The sequence below is a fragment of the Niallia sp. FSL W8-1348 genome, from assembly GCF_038006745.1.
Lineage (GTDB): Bacteria > Bacillota > Bacilli > Bacillales > Cytobacillaceae > Niallia > Niallia alba.
The window spans coordinates 774,570-787,606 of sequence record NZ_JBBOVV010000002.1; the positions used below are offsets into that span (position 1 = coordinate 774,570).

Consider the following 13,037-nt stretch of genomic DNA (forward strand, 5'->3'; position numbering starts at 1 on the left):
AGCCTACGTGTATTCCGGCTGCTCCATTTTTCCAACTAATCCTTTTTTTCTATAAAAAAACAACATTCCTTTAGGAAACAGCCTAAACAAAATATATCTAGTGTGATTATTTTCCTACTAAAATATCACATACTATATTCAAATAACATTAATAATAAAATACTATTTATATTTTTACATAGTAGATTTAAAATAACAACTAGGCTATTGACTCCGCTATTTCAGGCGCACAAAATAGCGTCCCCTATTTTTGGGGATTCCTTTCATTTCAAATACTCCAGAATAGACAAGATGACGAATCCGATATTCGAGAAAATTATGGTCTATAAAAAGATTCTCTTCCTCCATTGTTTCCCAAATAAGCTGACTAGTCATTATATAATCTATTTGTTCTTCCGCATGCATTCTTTTCCAAGCTTCCACAATTTTGTGATCATAATAATCGATTGCTACCGGTAATATTCGAATGGCTAATTTTCCCACCATCCTATTTTTCTATTGACAGAAAAGCCTTCTAACTTGCATAATCAATTGAACTACTTACCCCTTATCAACCTTACAGTCTGATTGAAGGGGGAAATTCCTACGAACACCAAAGTATCCTTCGGTTATCTTAGTAGGCTACCCCCGCAGTTCCTGCGGTTAGAAGTCTTAACGCTTCATTTTTGAGATTGATTGCTGCATTAATATCTCGATTTTCATGATGGATATGGCATGTTGGACATTCCCATTCACGTAAGCCAAGATTTTTAACCTCTTTGTTTTGGTAGCCACAACAGGAGCAAAGCTGACTGGACGGAAAGTGCTTTGCAACGGTCACCACCCGTTTTCCATACCATTTTGCCTTGTATTCCATCATGGTTTTGAATTCTGACCATGATACTTCACTAATGGCTTTGGCAAGGTTGTGATTTTTTAACATATTGGATACAGACAAATCTTCCATCCCGATTATGTCGTGGTTTTTGACAAGATCAGTGGAGATTTTGTGCAAGTAATCCCTTCTTGCATTTGCCATTTTCTCGTGAATACAGGCAACTTTTCGTTTGACTTTATACCAGTTTGAGCCACCAACGGCTCGTCTGCTCATGATTCGTTGAAATTTAGCTAACTTTTCTTCCAATGTGCGAAAGAATTTAGGGTTAGAGAAAGTTGTACCATCTGAAAGAATAGCAAAATTTTTTAGCCCAACATCTACTCCAATAGCGGAATTTGTTTTTGGTAACTCTTTCACTTCCACTTCTGCACCGATGGAAAGGAAGTATTTTCCTGACGGATTGCGTCTAATGGTAGCACTCCGTATCTTGCCTTCAACTTCACGACTTTTGGCAAAGCGAACAAGACCAAGTTTAGGAAGCTTAATATACTTACCTTCAACCGCAATATTTCCGTTTGTATGCTTTGTCGTGTAGGATTGCACAGGATTCTTCTTCGATTTAAAGCGTGGATACTTATTTTGTTTTTTATAGTATCGTTCAAAAGAATCAGCCAAGTTTTCAACCGATTTCTGCAAAGCAATACTATCCACTTCTTTCAGAAAAGAATAGTGTTTCTTTAATTCTGGAATTGCCTTTACTGTTTCATATTTGTTCAACCATTTTCCTTTCCAATTATTTGTTGGAAGCTGACTATTTTGAACCATTTCTTCAACAATATACCAATAAGCGTCTTTCTCTTTCTGCTTACCTAGAAAGAAATTGAATGTGAACCTCACACAACCAATCGTTTTATGGATGAGTTCCATTTGTTTTTTATTGGGATAGATACGAAACTTATATGCTTTATTAACGATCATTGCGCTCACTCCCCCAACACGAATATATGTTCTTATTTTACTATAAGAGGATGTGTTTTGGCTATCGCCAACCGACATTCATCTCCCCCTTATCGTTGGGCTACAGCCCTGCATATAATGGAAGAGGGAGTCTTCTGTCGGAAAATGATAAATTTACAGGATGAAATAAGAATAGTAAATGGAAACGGCTTGCTAGAGAGGAAGTTCCTTAGGCTGAAAGACTTCATCATTGTCCATCTGATTGAATCTACTTAAGAGTAGGTAGGAAAACCTAAACATAATTCGTCGTTACCGGTGAAGAGTTGTATAATTATATGCGAATGCTGATTATATATAAGCTAAGGTGGTACCACGGAAAACCTTTTGTCCTTTCTTTTTAACGTAAGGTTTTTTTCTTATTTTAGACACATTATTATAGGGGGAGAGAAAATGAACAAACTTGCTATTATCGGCGCTGGTTCTATGAGCGAGGCCTTAATTTCTGGAATTGTTTCCAGTAAGATGAGTGAGACAACCGATATTATCGTTACAAATCGTGGCAATGAGAACAGACTTATTGAATTACAGGAGCGCTATGGAATTAATTACTCTTTCGATTTAGAAAAAGTGATTGGAAATGCAGATGTTATCATTCTCGCAATGAAACCGAAAGATGTAAGAGAGGCTACTCTTCAATGGAAAGATTATTTATCTGAACGTACCCTCCTAATCTCTGTTCTTGCTGGCGTTAGTATGGACAGCCTGCAACGCTTAATTGACCAAAAGGTTCCAATTGCACGTGCCATGCCAAACACCTCTGCAATGGTTGGAAAATCAGCAACTGGGATTGCCTTCAACTCCTTTGTAGTAAATGAACAAAAACAATTCGTTTTAGATTTGTTTAAAACCGTTGGCTTAGTTACTGTTGTGGAAGAAGAGCAATTAGATGCGATTACTGGACTATCAGGAAGTGGGCCAGCTTATATTTATTATTTAGTAGAAGCAATGGAGAAAGGCGGACTAAAAATCGGACTGGATCGTGAAGTAGCTAACGAGTTGATTGTGCAAACATTAATTGGTGCAGCAGAAATGATTGCGGTATCTTCCAAAAGTCCACAGGAGCTTCGCAAGAATGTAACTAGTCCTGGTGGTACCACAGAAGCAGGACTCAGAATTTTAGAGCAATTTGATGTACAAAATGCCTTTATCTCTTGTATTGAAGAAGCGACTGCCCAATCAAAAAAGATGGGAAAAGCACTTACAGATGAACTTAAGCTGTCAAAATAAAGAAGACTAACCATCAGTGGGGCTTTTCCACAACCCAATGATGGTTAGTCACACTTAACAGACCTTTACGACCAGTTAAGAATAGATAAAAGGGATGCTGTCTCTTATTTTGACGACATCCTTTTTTACTTGCTTAAATCTCAAACTCCGCCAAATCTTCTGCAATGTATGTATTAGGAAAAATAGCTCTTGCTTCCTGTAACAGTTGTTCTGTTAATGATTGATCATATCTTGCGCTTATATGTGTTAGCAGGAGACAATCTACCTTTGCTTTTTTAGCTGTATCGGCAGCTTGTACTGTCGTAGAATGATAATATTCAGTGGCAATCGAACTTTCTTCTTTTGAAAACGTTGCTTCATGAACCAGTACTTTCGCTTCTTTTGCCAAAACCTCTGTGGCAGAACAGGTTCTTGTATCCCCTAAAATAGTTATTATTCTTCCTTTGATAGCAGTACCAAGAAACTCTTGGCTATTTATTATCGTACCATCATCAAGCGTGAGATTCTCCCCATCCTTTATTCTTTTATATATAGGACCGGGCTTGATTCCATATTGCAATAATTTATCTGTATTTAACTTTCCAGGACGGTCCTTTTCGATTATTCGATAGCCATAGCTTGTTACGCCATGTTCAAGTATTTTTGCTTCCACGATAAAATCATCGTCTTCAAAAATAGTGCCTTCTTCAATCTCTACGATGTTTAAATCATATTTTAAATATGTTTGACTAACAGCAAGACTAACTCGAATATACTCGTGAATTCCTTTAGGTCCATAAACTGTTAGCGTGGTTTCTCCACCTTGGAAAGATCGGCTAGAAAGAAAACCTGGTAATCCATAGATATGATCTCCATGTAGATGGGTAATAAATATTTTATCAATTCTTCTTGGCTTAATATTTGTATATAGTATTTGATGCTGTGTTGCTTCCCCACAATCAAACAGCCAAATACTCCCCTTCTCTTCTAAAAGTTTTAAAGCAATCGCTGTAACATTTCTCGATTTTGCTGGAATACCTGCACCAGTTCCTAAAAATTGCAATTTCATAAATGCATACTACTCCCTTTCTTTTTTCTACGTTGTTCCTCATCCCACTGTATAAATAAAACTCGTTCATTAAATACTAATTCAGAATAGATGTCTTAAGTATACTTTAATGCTGCGCGTTTATCCAAATTACTAAATCATTTAACTAGTAACTTTTGCTAATATATTGTAATATCATGTTGGATGAATGAAAAAATTCTGCTGTAAATACAAATAGTAAAAATATTTGCAAAAATTACAAACAAATGTGTTGCCATATCCTTAAGAAAAAGATAAAATTTTATAACTGTATAGGTACATGTATTATTTAGGCTGTTTTCTAAAAAATTTATTGGAAAAAACCTAGCGACAATCTATACAAAAACAGTCATTATTTAAGATAAATGCACCTTTGTAAAACAGCAATTTAATAATTTTCATACATATATAAATGAAATGAGGTACAAGAAAGTGAATGAAAAACAAACATCAAATGCACTTATTATGATCTTCGGAGCTACAGGAGATTTAGCCAATAGAAAGCTTTTCCCATCTCTTTATCGATTGTATAAAAAAGGTAAATTAGCAAATTTCGCCGTAGTAGGTGTAGGAAGAAGAACATTAACGCAAGAACAGTTTAAACAAAATGTTGTTAATTCTGTTTCTGAAGCAATTGCAAGTTCTAAAAATGATGACCTAGAGACATTCGCTTCTTATTTTTGCTATCATTCTCATGATGTTACAGATTCAAGCTCTTATGCAGAGCTGAAAAACATCGCAGATGATTTGGATGTAAAATATAGCTTAAATGGCAACCGCGTATTTTACTTAGCAATGGCACCAGAATTCTTTGGCCCAATTGCGATTCATCTAAATCAAGATGGATTAACAGATGTGAAAGGCTATAAACGCCTTATCATCGAAAAACCATTTGGTCATGATTTAGAATCAGCCAAAGAACTTAACGAGCAAATTCGAACTGCATTTTCTGAGGATGAAGTATACCGTATTGATCATTACTTAGGAAAAGCGATGGTGCAAAATATTGAAACTATCCGTTTTTCTAATGCAATTTTTGAAAACCTGTGGAACAACCGTTACATCAGCAATATTCAAGTAACTTCAAGTGAAGTACTTGGAGTAGAAGAACGTGGAAGATATTATGAAACAAGTGGCGCTCTTCGTGATATGGTTCAAAACCATATGTTACAAATGGTTGCACTGCTTGCAATGGAACCACCAATTAAACTTACACCAGATGAAATTCGCTCAGAAAAGGTTAAAGTTTTCCGCGCGATGCGTCCTGTCGAAGTAGATGAAGTAGATAAATACTTTGTAAGGGGACAATATGGTAAAGGTTTCGTTGAGGATTTAGATGTACCGAGCTACCGTGAAGAACAGATGGTTAATCCTAACTCCAACACAGAAACTTTTGTCGCTGGTAAAGTAATGATTGATAACTTCCGTTGGGCTGGTGTTCCATTCTATATCCGAACAGGAAAAAGATTAGAAAGCAAGTCGACAAAAATCGTTATACAATTTAAAGACATTCCAATGAATTTATACAATCGTCCTGATCAAGAAATTACGCCAAACCTTCTTGTCATCCATATTCAACCAGAGGAAGGTATTACATTGCATTTAAATGCTAAAAAAGCAGGACAAAACATGGAAGCAACACCAATTAAGCTTAGCTATGCAAATACAGGCATTGCAGGAATAAATACTCCAGAAGCTTATGAAAAACTAATTGACGATAGCCTTCATGGCGATGCAACTAACTTTACGCATTGGGATGAAGTAGCCTTATCTTGGAGCTATGTCGATAAAATTTCACAGGCTTGGGAACAAAATCCTGCTACTCAATTTCCTAATTATGCTTCAGGTACAATGGGACCACAAGAAGCAGATGAATTATTAGAAAAAGACGGTTTCTTCTGGTGGCCAGTAAATCAATTTGAAGTAGATGTTTGCTAATCCAATACTTCAAGTAAACCTAAAAAACGTGAATCCATTTGTATTCACGTTTTTTCTTTCGTGATTATAATTCTATTCTAAGGAGTTCCAAATGAAAAAAATCAAATTAATTTTTTCTATCATTCTCGTATTCATTTTATATAATCTACTAGTTTTCTACTTAGGATGGAATGGTTATGTTTGGCTTGAATCATTAAACTTATTAACATATCCATCTATTTATATCGGAGTTGTTATTCTTTTTTCCTACGCATATATTATCAGCCATTTCCTTAAGTCAATCTCCATATTTAAAATACTTGGCGCTTATTGGCTTGCTATTTTTGAATATGGTATCTTACTATTTCCAATTGCTAATTTAGGATGGCTTCTATTAAACATATCTATTCCGTCTGAAGATACAACAAAAATTGTAGGAAGCATCGCAGCAGGAATTCTTCTCCTTTTACTTATTTACGGCACATACAATGCTTATTCCCCTGTTATTAGAACTTATAAACTTACAGTAGATAAAAAACAGGCTCATAGAGACACTCTGAGGATCGCTATGGCTTCTGATATGCACTTTGGCACTTTATCAGGGAAAAGTCATCTAAAACGTCTAGTAACGAAAATAAACGGCTTACAGCCTGATTTGATTCTTTTACCAGGGGATATCATAGATGATGACCCTCTTCCTTTTCTGAAAAAGAACATGGGTGAACAATTAAAGCAATTACAAGCTCCTCTAGGTATTTATGGTGTGTTAGGTAATCATGAATATTACGGCAAAATGATTCCTACTTTTTTAAAGGAAATGAACCGTATCGGTATTCAAATCCTAATGGATGAAAAAGTAACCATTGACGAAACCATTCGATTAATTGGTCGTAAAGATAAAACCGACAAGGAAAGACTTTCCATTCCGATGCTCCTTGAGAATGAAAATAACCACTTACCAATTATCATGATGGATCACCAGCCAGATGAACTAGAAGCTGCAATGAACGATGGTATCGATGTCATTCTATCAGGACATACACATCGTGGCCAAATGGCACCGAACCATCTGATTACAAAACGAGTCTTTGAATTAGACTGGGGCTACAAGAAAAAGAAGCAACTTCATGCGATTGTTTCCTCTGGATTTGGATTTTGGGGGCCACCAATTAGAATTGGTAGTAGATCCGAAGTTGTTTATATTGAAATAATTTTTAAAGGATAAATTTTTTCACCATTCACTAGTTTATTTTTGTGAAAAAATAATTTGTTTGATTGATGTGCTGCTGAGTATAGTAGCACATTTTTTATTGATTGCTAATTATTTTTTAAGTACTTTATCGGTAGATTTTTGGGGTGATGTAAAATCTTTGGGTACGTAAAATTTGTGTAAATTCTTTTTTTGTTTTATTTGATTAATGAACGCCTTTTTCACTGCTTTTCTCTTTCTTTTTGGTGTTCATCCAACTGATGAACGCCTTTTTTCCTACTTGCCTCTCTCTTTTTGGTTTTCATTCGACTGATAAACGCTTTTTTTACTGCATTCCTTTCTGCATCTCCGTATACAATCTAAAAAAGCACACCACAATCAAAATCGTGGTGTGCTTTATAGCAATTCTTATTTTTCCATCCAGTTAGTATGGAAAATTCCCTCTTTATCAAGACGCTCATATGTGTGTGCACCGAAGTAGTCACGTTGCGCTTGTAGTAGGTTTGCTGGTAATGTTGCTGTACGGTAGCTGTCGAAGTAAGCTAAAGCAGCTGCAAAGCTTGGTACAGGAATACCATTTAATACAGCACCAGAGATTACTTCACGTAATGCTGTTTGATAGTTTTCAGCAATCTCACTGAAATATGGATCCAATAGAAGGTTTTTCAATTCTGGATCACGGTCATATGCATCTTTGATTTTTTGTAGGAATTGTGCACGAATAATGCAACCACCACGGAAAATCATTGCGATTTCGCCATAGTTTAAATTCCAATCATATTCTTCAGATGCTTCTCTCATTTGCGCGAAACCTTGTGCATAAGAAACAATTTTGCTTAAGTATAGTGCTTTACGTACAGATTCGATAAATGCTGCTTTATCACCTGTAAATGGTTTAATTTCTGGACCTGAAAGTACTTTACTTGCTTTTACACGTTCGTCTTTCATTGCAGAAATGAAGCGAGCAAATACAGATTCCGTAATCATTGGAAGTGGAACACCTAAGTCTAAAGCACTTTGGCTTGTCCATTTACCAGTTCCTTTTTGTCCAGCAGTATCTAAGATTAGATCTACTAAAGGTTTACCAGTTTCATCATCTACTTTTGTGAAAATATCTGCAGTGATTTCAATTAGGTAGCTATCTAGCTCGCCTTTATTCCATTCTGCGAATACTTCATGAAGTTCTTGTGCTTCTAATCCTAATACATGCTTCATAATAAAGTATGCTTCACAGATTAATTGCATATCTCCATATTCAATTCCATTGTGAACCATTTTTACATAATGGCCAGCACCATCTGGACCGATATACGTAGTACAAGGCTCATCATTAACTTTTGCTGAGATATCACGGAAAATAGGTGCAACTAATTCATATGCTTCTTTTTGCCCACCAGGCATGATAGAAGGACCTTTTAAAGCGCCTTCTTCCCCACCAGAAACGCCTGTACCAATAAAGTGAATACCAAGTTCACTTAATTCTTTGTTACGTCTTTGCGTATCTTTAAAGAATGTGTTACCGCCATCAATAACAATATCCCCTTTATCTAATAAAGGCTTTAATTGTTCGATTGTAGCATCAGTAGCAGGACCAGCTTTAACCATTAACATAATTTTACGTGGAACTTCTAAAGATTGTACAAATTCTTCTAATGTATATGTTCCAACGACATTCTTACCTTCTGTTTCTTTAAGCATTTCTTCTGTTTTTTCTTTTGAACGGTTGAAAACGGAAACAGTATAACCTCTGCTTTCGATGTTCATCGCAAGGTTTTTACCCATAACCGCTAAACCGATTACACCAAATTGCTGTTTTGTCATTTTTTCCTAACGTCCCTTCTAAACTATGTATCCTTATAGTAGAATTCACTTAACTTTAGCAAGATTTTTTAAGTTATGCAACTAAAATGCAACTACTTTTCTCGTTTATTTCAAAAAAAATTTTTCAACATACTTAACTAGACTAAAATTTCTTTCCTTGCAAAAAATCTTTATTAAAACTAGTCATGGTACCAATGTCTTCTTCCTTTTTTGAAATATTATTTCTTTCAGACGCCGGCTCAATAATAGATGAACCATATTTCTCTTTCAGCTTATCAATAGCTGTCCATAACGATTCCTTCTCTGCATCTTTTTCAAAGGAAAAGAGATCAAGTTGTTTTACTACAATATTATTATCAATTAAATGCTGTTACGCCGAGTAAGCGAACAGGATTTCCATCCCAAGCGGACTGAAAAATCTCTTTACTAAATTGGAGTATCTCTTCCTCTGTCTTAATCGGATTTGCTAATTTTTTACTTTTGGAATAATTTTTGCGATTTCCATAACGTATCGTTACCGCTAGATGATTAGCATGCACATGCTTTCTTTTCATACGCGTAGCAACTTTATTTGCTAGAGTTGCCAAGACTTGAAATAATTCTTGTTGATTCTTTACATCCCGAGGCAAAGTAGTGGAATTCCCAATGCTTTTAAATTCATTAGCTGCTTCTGGATCAACAGGCCGATTATCTTCTCCATTGGCTCTTTCCTTTAAACGGATTCCATTAATACCTAAGGCTCCTTTAAGTCCAATAGATGAAGCCATTGCCAAATCTTTAATTGTTTCGATGCCAATCGCTCTTAGTTTTTCCCCTGTTTTTTTTCCTATACCATGCATTTCTTCTACTTGCATCGGCCAAAGTATATTGGGAATATCTCGCTTTCTTAAAATCGTGATTCCCATCGGCTTTTTCAAATCAGATGCCGTTTTAGCAAGAAATTTATTAGGCGCAATCCCAATACTGCATGGTAAATCTAAACGCTCATAAATTCGCTTCTGAATTGTTTTTGCGATGTATATTGGAGTTCCTAAGTCATGACTATTCGTAATATCTACATACCCTTCATCAATCGAAACAGGTTCGACAGTATCGGAAAATTCATGGAGAATTTGAAACATCGCAAGGGATGCCGTCCGATAACGATCAAAATTTGGAGGCAAAACAATTAAATCCGGGCATTTCTTTTTCGCTTCCCATAAAGGCATTGTTGTTTTTACACCAAATTTTCTTGCTTCATAGCTGCAAGTGACGATAATACCTCTGCGTTCTTTTTCATTTCCCGCAATTGCCAGTGGCTTTCCCTTTAACTGTGGATCATAGGCCATTTCAACAGATGCATAAAAACTGTTCATATCTACGTGTAAGATAACTCGTCCTTTTTTTGGATAAAATTCCTTCATTTTGCCTTCACCAATTCTTTATGATCATTTGTAGACGCTTCTATTATAAATTCCCTATTTCCTACTTGTTGCTTATGCAGGCTGATTTTTCATATAGTCTTTAATTTCTTTTACTCCTTCAAGTGTTTCTAATAAGACATTTGGGTCTAGCATTAAAACCAAACGATTTTCTAAATTAAGAACTCCTGTAATATATTCTGTTTTCTGATATGCAGAAATGCCAACCTCTTTAATTACTTCTTCTTTTATATCGAGAATCTCTTTTGCATCGCTAACAATCATAGCAAATGAAATATCTTCTGTTCGCGCAACAATTAATTTATTATTTTCATTTTCTTCTGTTTTTTGATTGTATAAAACCATTTGTAAATCAATGACAGGAATAAGCTCCTCTCTTACTTTTCTTATTCCTCTCACAAAGGATGGTAATTGAGGAACAGGAGTAATCTGTTCTTCTTTCTCTATTGATATGACATAAGAAACATCTACGGAATATTCTCCGTTTGCCACTTTAAATATAACAACCTTCTTTTCTTCCATTTATATTCCCCCAAAATTATATTTTACAGTAGTATTTTCCTATAAAATATTTTCCTCTGTTTTCTAGATAAATGCAAGCAAAAATAGAAACATTTGTTTGATATATACACAAAAAGGGTGCTTCCCTAAAAAGGAAACACTCCGAGTCGAAAATATGATTATTTACCTGTTACTTCTTCAATAATTGCAAGTACCATTTCAGCCAATTTATTTAATTCTTCTATTGGCATTTTTTCATTTGTTGTATGAATATCTTCATAACCTACTGCTAAGTTGACAGTTGGGATACCAAAACCGCAGATAACGTTGGCATCACTTCCGCCACCGCTTTGTTGTAATTCACAGCTTCTGCCGATTTTTGCAGCTGCTTTTCTAGCTACTTCCACCACATGGTCACCTTCACCAAATTTAAAGCCTGGATACATTACGTCTACTTCGACAACTGCTTGTCCGCCCATCTCGGTTGCTGTAGATTCAAATGCTTCTTTCATCTTAGCTACTTGTGCAAGCATTTTATCTTCTACCAAAGAGCGTGCTTCTGCAAGAATATCTACATGGTCACAAACGATATTTGTTTGTTTCCCTCCAGCGAAACTGCCAATATTAGCTGTTGTTTCTTTGTCTATACGACCTAAAGGCATTTTTGCTATTGCTTTAGAGGCAATTGTAATAGCAGAAACTCCTTTTTCAGGTGCCACGCCTGCATGTGCCGTTTTTCCTAGAATCGTTGCTTTGACTTTTGCTTGTGTTGGTGCTGCTACAACGATATTTCCTACTTTACCATCACTATCTAATGCATAACCGTATTTTGCTTGAATTAGCTTAGGATCAAGCGCCTTTGCGCCTAATAAGCCTGATTCTTCCCCTACTGTTATAATAAACTGAATGGTTCCATGAGGAATATTATTTTCTTTGATTACAGTAAGTATTTCAAGCATAACAGATAAACCAGTTTTATCATCTGCACCAAGTATTGTCGTACCATCTGTTACTATGTATCCATCTTTAATTGACGGTTTTACTCCAACCCCAGGAACTACTGTATCCATATGAGATGTGAAGTAAATAGGATCAACGTTTTCCTTCGTTGCCGCAAGCGTACAGATTAAATTACCTGCGCCATGACCAGTAATAGCTGTTGTATCATCCTCTATTACTTCTAAGCCTAATTCTTCAAATTTCTTTTTTAATACAATACTGATTTCTTTTTCAAACTTTGTTTCCGAATCAATTTGTACTAGTTCTAAAAATTGATTTAATAAACGCTCTTGATTAATCATTTTTTGTTCCTCCAAAAATTAGTGACATTATTAGTATACGCCTATAAAAATAGAACATCAAATAAAAATCATAGGCGTGAAATTCATTTTTCTACCTGCTAATAAAGAAAAGCTCGCTCAGCGAATATTCCATATGTTTATAGTTGTACCATTCTGCTATTCTTAGTAAAATAGACAGTAAGAATGGTTAAGACATTGGAGGATACTATGAAGAAAAAGAAAAATAGATTACAAAAGATTGTTGTATATTTAATGATCTTTATTATGCTTGCATCTACTCTGTTAATTGGAATTGGGATGTTATTTTAATGGAAGATTATTTTCCATAAGAAATAGGCTGGAACAAAACAAAATATATAATGCGTAAAGACGAACAATCTCTAATTTAGTAGCGAAACCAACTCCTTTCCATTACGCTACAGACACTCTATGCGCCGATGAGCAACCTAAGCTCCTCGGCTAAAGCCTGTGGGGTCTCTTAGGTTTTGCTCTACTTCCCGCAGGAGTTGAGTGTCCTCGCTTCATTTCACTCCGTTTTAAAAGGTTGTTTAGTTCTATCCTTTTTTTAAGAAAATATAATTAGTAGGAAAAACGGAGCAGACTGAATACACGTAGACTCCTATGGGAGCTGCGAGAAAGTCCGAGACCCTGCAGCGAAGGCGAAGCGGCTCGGCGCTCGCCCCATGGAAAGCGAAGTGTATTCAGTCTGCGGGTGACTACCACAAACCCTATTTAAAAT

Annotated in this window: 10 protein-coding genes and 1 pseudogene; 4 read left to right on the forward strand and 7 right to left on the reverse strand. The window is 35.7% G+C overall.

Features of this window, described 5'->3' with window-relative positions:
- Window positions 1-216 precede the first annotated feature (216 nt).
- Together NST60_RS22340 and tnpB are read right to left on the reverse strand one after the other, a co-directional pair.
- Window positions 217-486, reverse strand: coding sequence for a DUF3658 domain-containing protein (locus NST60_RS22340; protein WP_341100209.1), 270 nt, complete (start codon window positions 484-486; stop codon window positions 217-219).
- Between the two features lie 127 nt (window positions 487-613).
- Window positions 614-1,795, reverse strand: coding sequence for an IS200/IS605 family element RNA-guided endonuclease TnpB (gene tnpB, locus NST60_RS22345; protein WP_224427526.1), 1,182 nt, complete (start codon window positions 1,793-1,795; stop codon window positions 614-616).
- A 429-nt stretch (window positions 1,796-2,224) separates the two neighbouring features.
- Between tnpB and proC the strand changes: the two genes are divergently transcribed.
- Complete coding sequence (proC, locus tag NST60_RS22350) at window positions 2,225-3,061, forward strand: pyrroline-5-carboxylate reductase (protein WP_341100210.1); 837 nt, start codon at window positions 2,225-2,227, stop codon at window positions 3,059-3,061.
- 133 nt (window positions 3,062-3,194) lie between these two features.
- Here proC and rnz read toward each other — a convergent pair whose 3' ends face one another.
- Complete coding sequence (gene rnz / locus NST60_RS22355) at window positions 3,195-4,109, reverse strand: ribonuclease Z (protein WP_016203235.1); 915 nt, start codon at window positions 4,107-4,109, stop codon at window positions 3,195-3,197.
- A 483-nt stretch (window positions 4,110-4,592) separates the two neighbouring features.
- Here rnz and zwf point away from each other — a divergent pair, with 483 nt between their 5' ends.
- Both zwf and NST60_RS22365 read left to right on the forward strand, forming a co-directional pair.
- Window positions 4,593-6,065 (forward strand): glucose-6-phosphate dehydrogenase, encoded by a 1,473-nt coding sequence (zwf, locus tag NST60_RS22360; protein ID WP_220040942.1) that lies wholly within the window; start codon window positions 4,593-4,595, stop codon window positions 6,063-6,065.
- 91 nt (window positions 6,066-6,156) lie between these two features.
- Window positions 6,157-7,269: a metallophosphoesterase gene (locus NST60_RS22365; protein WP_341100214.1), complete on the forward strand. Its 1,113-nt coding sequence runs from the start codon at window positions 6,157-6,159 to the stop codon at window positions 7,267-7,269.
- A 393-nt stretch (window positions 7,270-7,662) separates the two neighbouring features.
- Here NST60_RS22365 and gndA read toward each other — a convergent pair whose 3' ends face one another.
- The 4 genes and pseudogenes from gndA to NST60_RS22385 all read right to left on the reverse strand — a co-directional run bounded on the left by gndA (window position 7,663) and on the right by NST60_RS22385 (window position 12,298).
- On the reverse strand, window positions 7,663-9,075 hold the full coding sequence (gndA, locus tag NST60_RS22370) for an NADP-dependent phosphogluconate dehydrogenase (protein ID WP_016203238.1): 1,413 nt from the start codon (window positions 9,073-9,075) through the stop codon (window positions 7,663-7,665).
- Window positions 9,076-9,217: 142 nt separating this feature from the next.
- A pseudogene (locus tag NST60_RS22375) lies at window positions 9,218-10,478 on the reverse strand (DNA polymerase IV).
- 72 nt (window positions 10,479-10,550) lie between these two features.
- Window positions 10,551-11,018 (reverse strand): chemotaxis protein CheW, encoded by a 468-nt coding sequence (locus NST60_RS22380; protein WP_016203240.1) that lies wholly within the window; start codon window positions 11,016-11,018, stop codon window positions 10,551-10,553.
- A 158-nt stretch (window positions 11,019-11,176) separates the two neighbouring features.
- Window positions 11,177-12,298 carry a tripeptidase T gene (locus tag NST60_RS22385; protein WP_169188810.1) on the reverse strand — a complete coding sequence of 374 codons (1,122 nt, stop codon included), beginning with the start codon at window positions 12,296-12,298 and terminating at the stop codon, window positions 11,177-11,179.
- Window positions 12,299-12,505: 207 nt separating this feature from the next.
- On the opposite strand from NST60_RS22385, the gene prli42 reads away from it, so the two are divergent.
- Window positions 12,506-12,607 carry a stressosome-associated protein Prli42 gene (gene prli42 / locus NST60_RS22390; protein WP_156827795.1) on the forward strand — a complete coding sequence of 34 codons (102 nt, stop codon included), beginning with the start codon at window positions 12,506-12,508 and terminating at the stop codon, window positions 12,605-12,607.
- The last annotated feature ends 430 nt before the right edge of the window (window positions 12,608-13,037 follow it).

What these genes read in the sequence shown, in the direction of transcription:
- NST60_RS22340 (WP_341100209.1), bottom strand. Translation starts at nt 486, where the DNA reads ATGGTGGGAAAATTAGCCATTCGAATATTACCGGTAGCAATCGATTAT.
- tnpB (WP_224427526.1), bottom strand. Translation starts at nt 1,795, where the DNA reads ATGATCGTTAATAAAGCATATAAGTTTCGTATCTATCCCAATAAAAAA.
- proC (WP_341100210.1), top strand. Translation starts at nt 2,225, where the DNA reads ATGAACAAACTTGCTATTATCGGCGCTGGTTCTATGAGCGAGGCCTTA.
- rnz (WP_016203235.1), bottom strand. Translation starts at nt 4,109, where the DNA reads ATGAAATTGCAATTTTTAGGAACTGGTGCAGGTATTCCAGCAAAATCG.
- zwf (WP_220040942.1), top strand. Translation starts at nt 4,593, where the DNA reads ATGATCTTCGGAGCTACAGGAGATTTAGCCAATAGAAAGCTTTTCCCA.
- NST60_RS22365 (WP_341100214.1), top strand. Translation starts at nt 6,157, where the DNA reads ATGAAAAAAATCAAATTAATTTTTTCTATCATTCTCGTATTCATTTTA.
- gndA (WP_016203238.1), bottom strand. Translation starts at nt 9,075, where the DNA reads ATGACAAAACAGCAATTTGGTGTAATCGGTTTAGCGGTTATGGGTAAA.
- NST60_RS22380 (WP_016203240.1), bottom strand. Translation starts at nt 11,018, where the DNA reads ATGGAAGAAAAGAAGGTTGTTATATTTAAAGTGGCAAACGGAGAATAT.
- NST60_RS22385 (WP_169188810.1), bottom strand. Translation starts at nt 12,298, where the DNA reads ATGATTAATCAAGAGCGTTTATTAAATCAATTTTTAGAACTAGTACAA.
- prli42 (WP_156827795.1), top strand. Translation starts at nt 12,506, where the DNA reads ATGAAGAAAAAGAAAAATAGATTACAAAAGATTGTTGTATATTTAATG.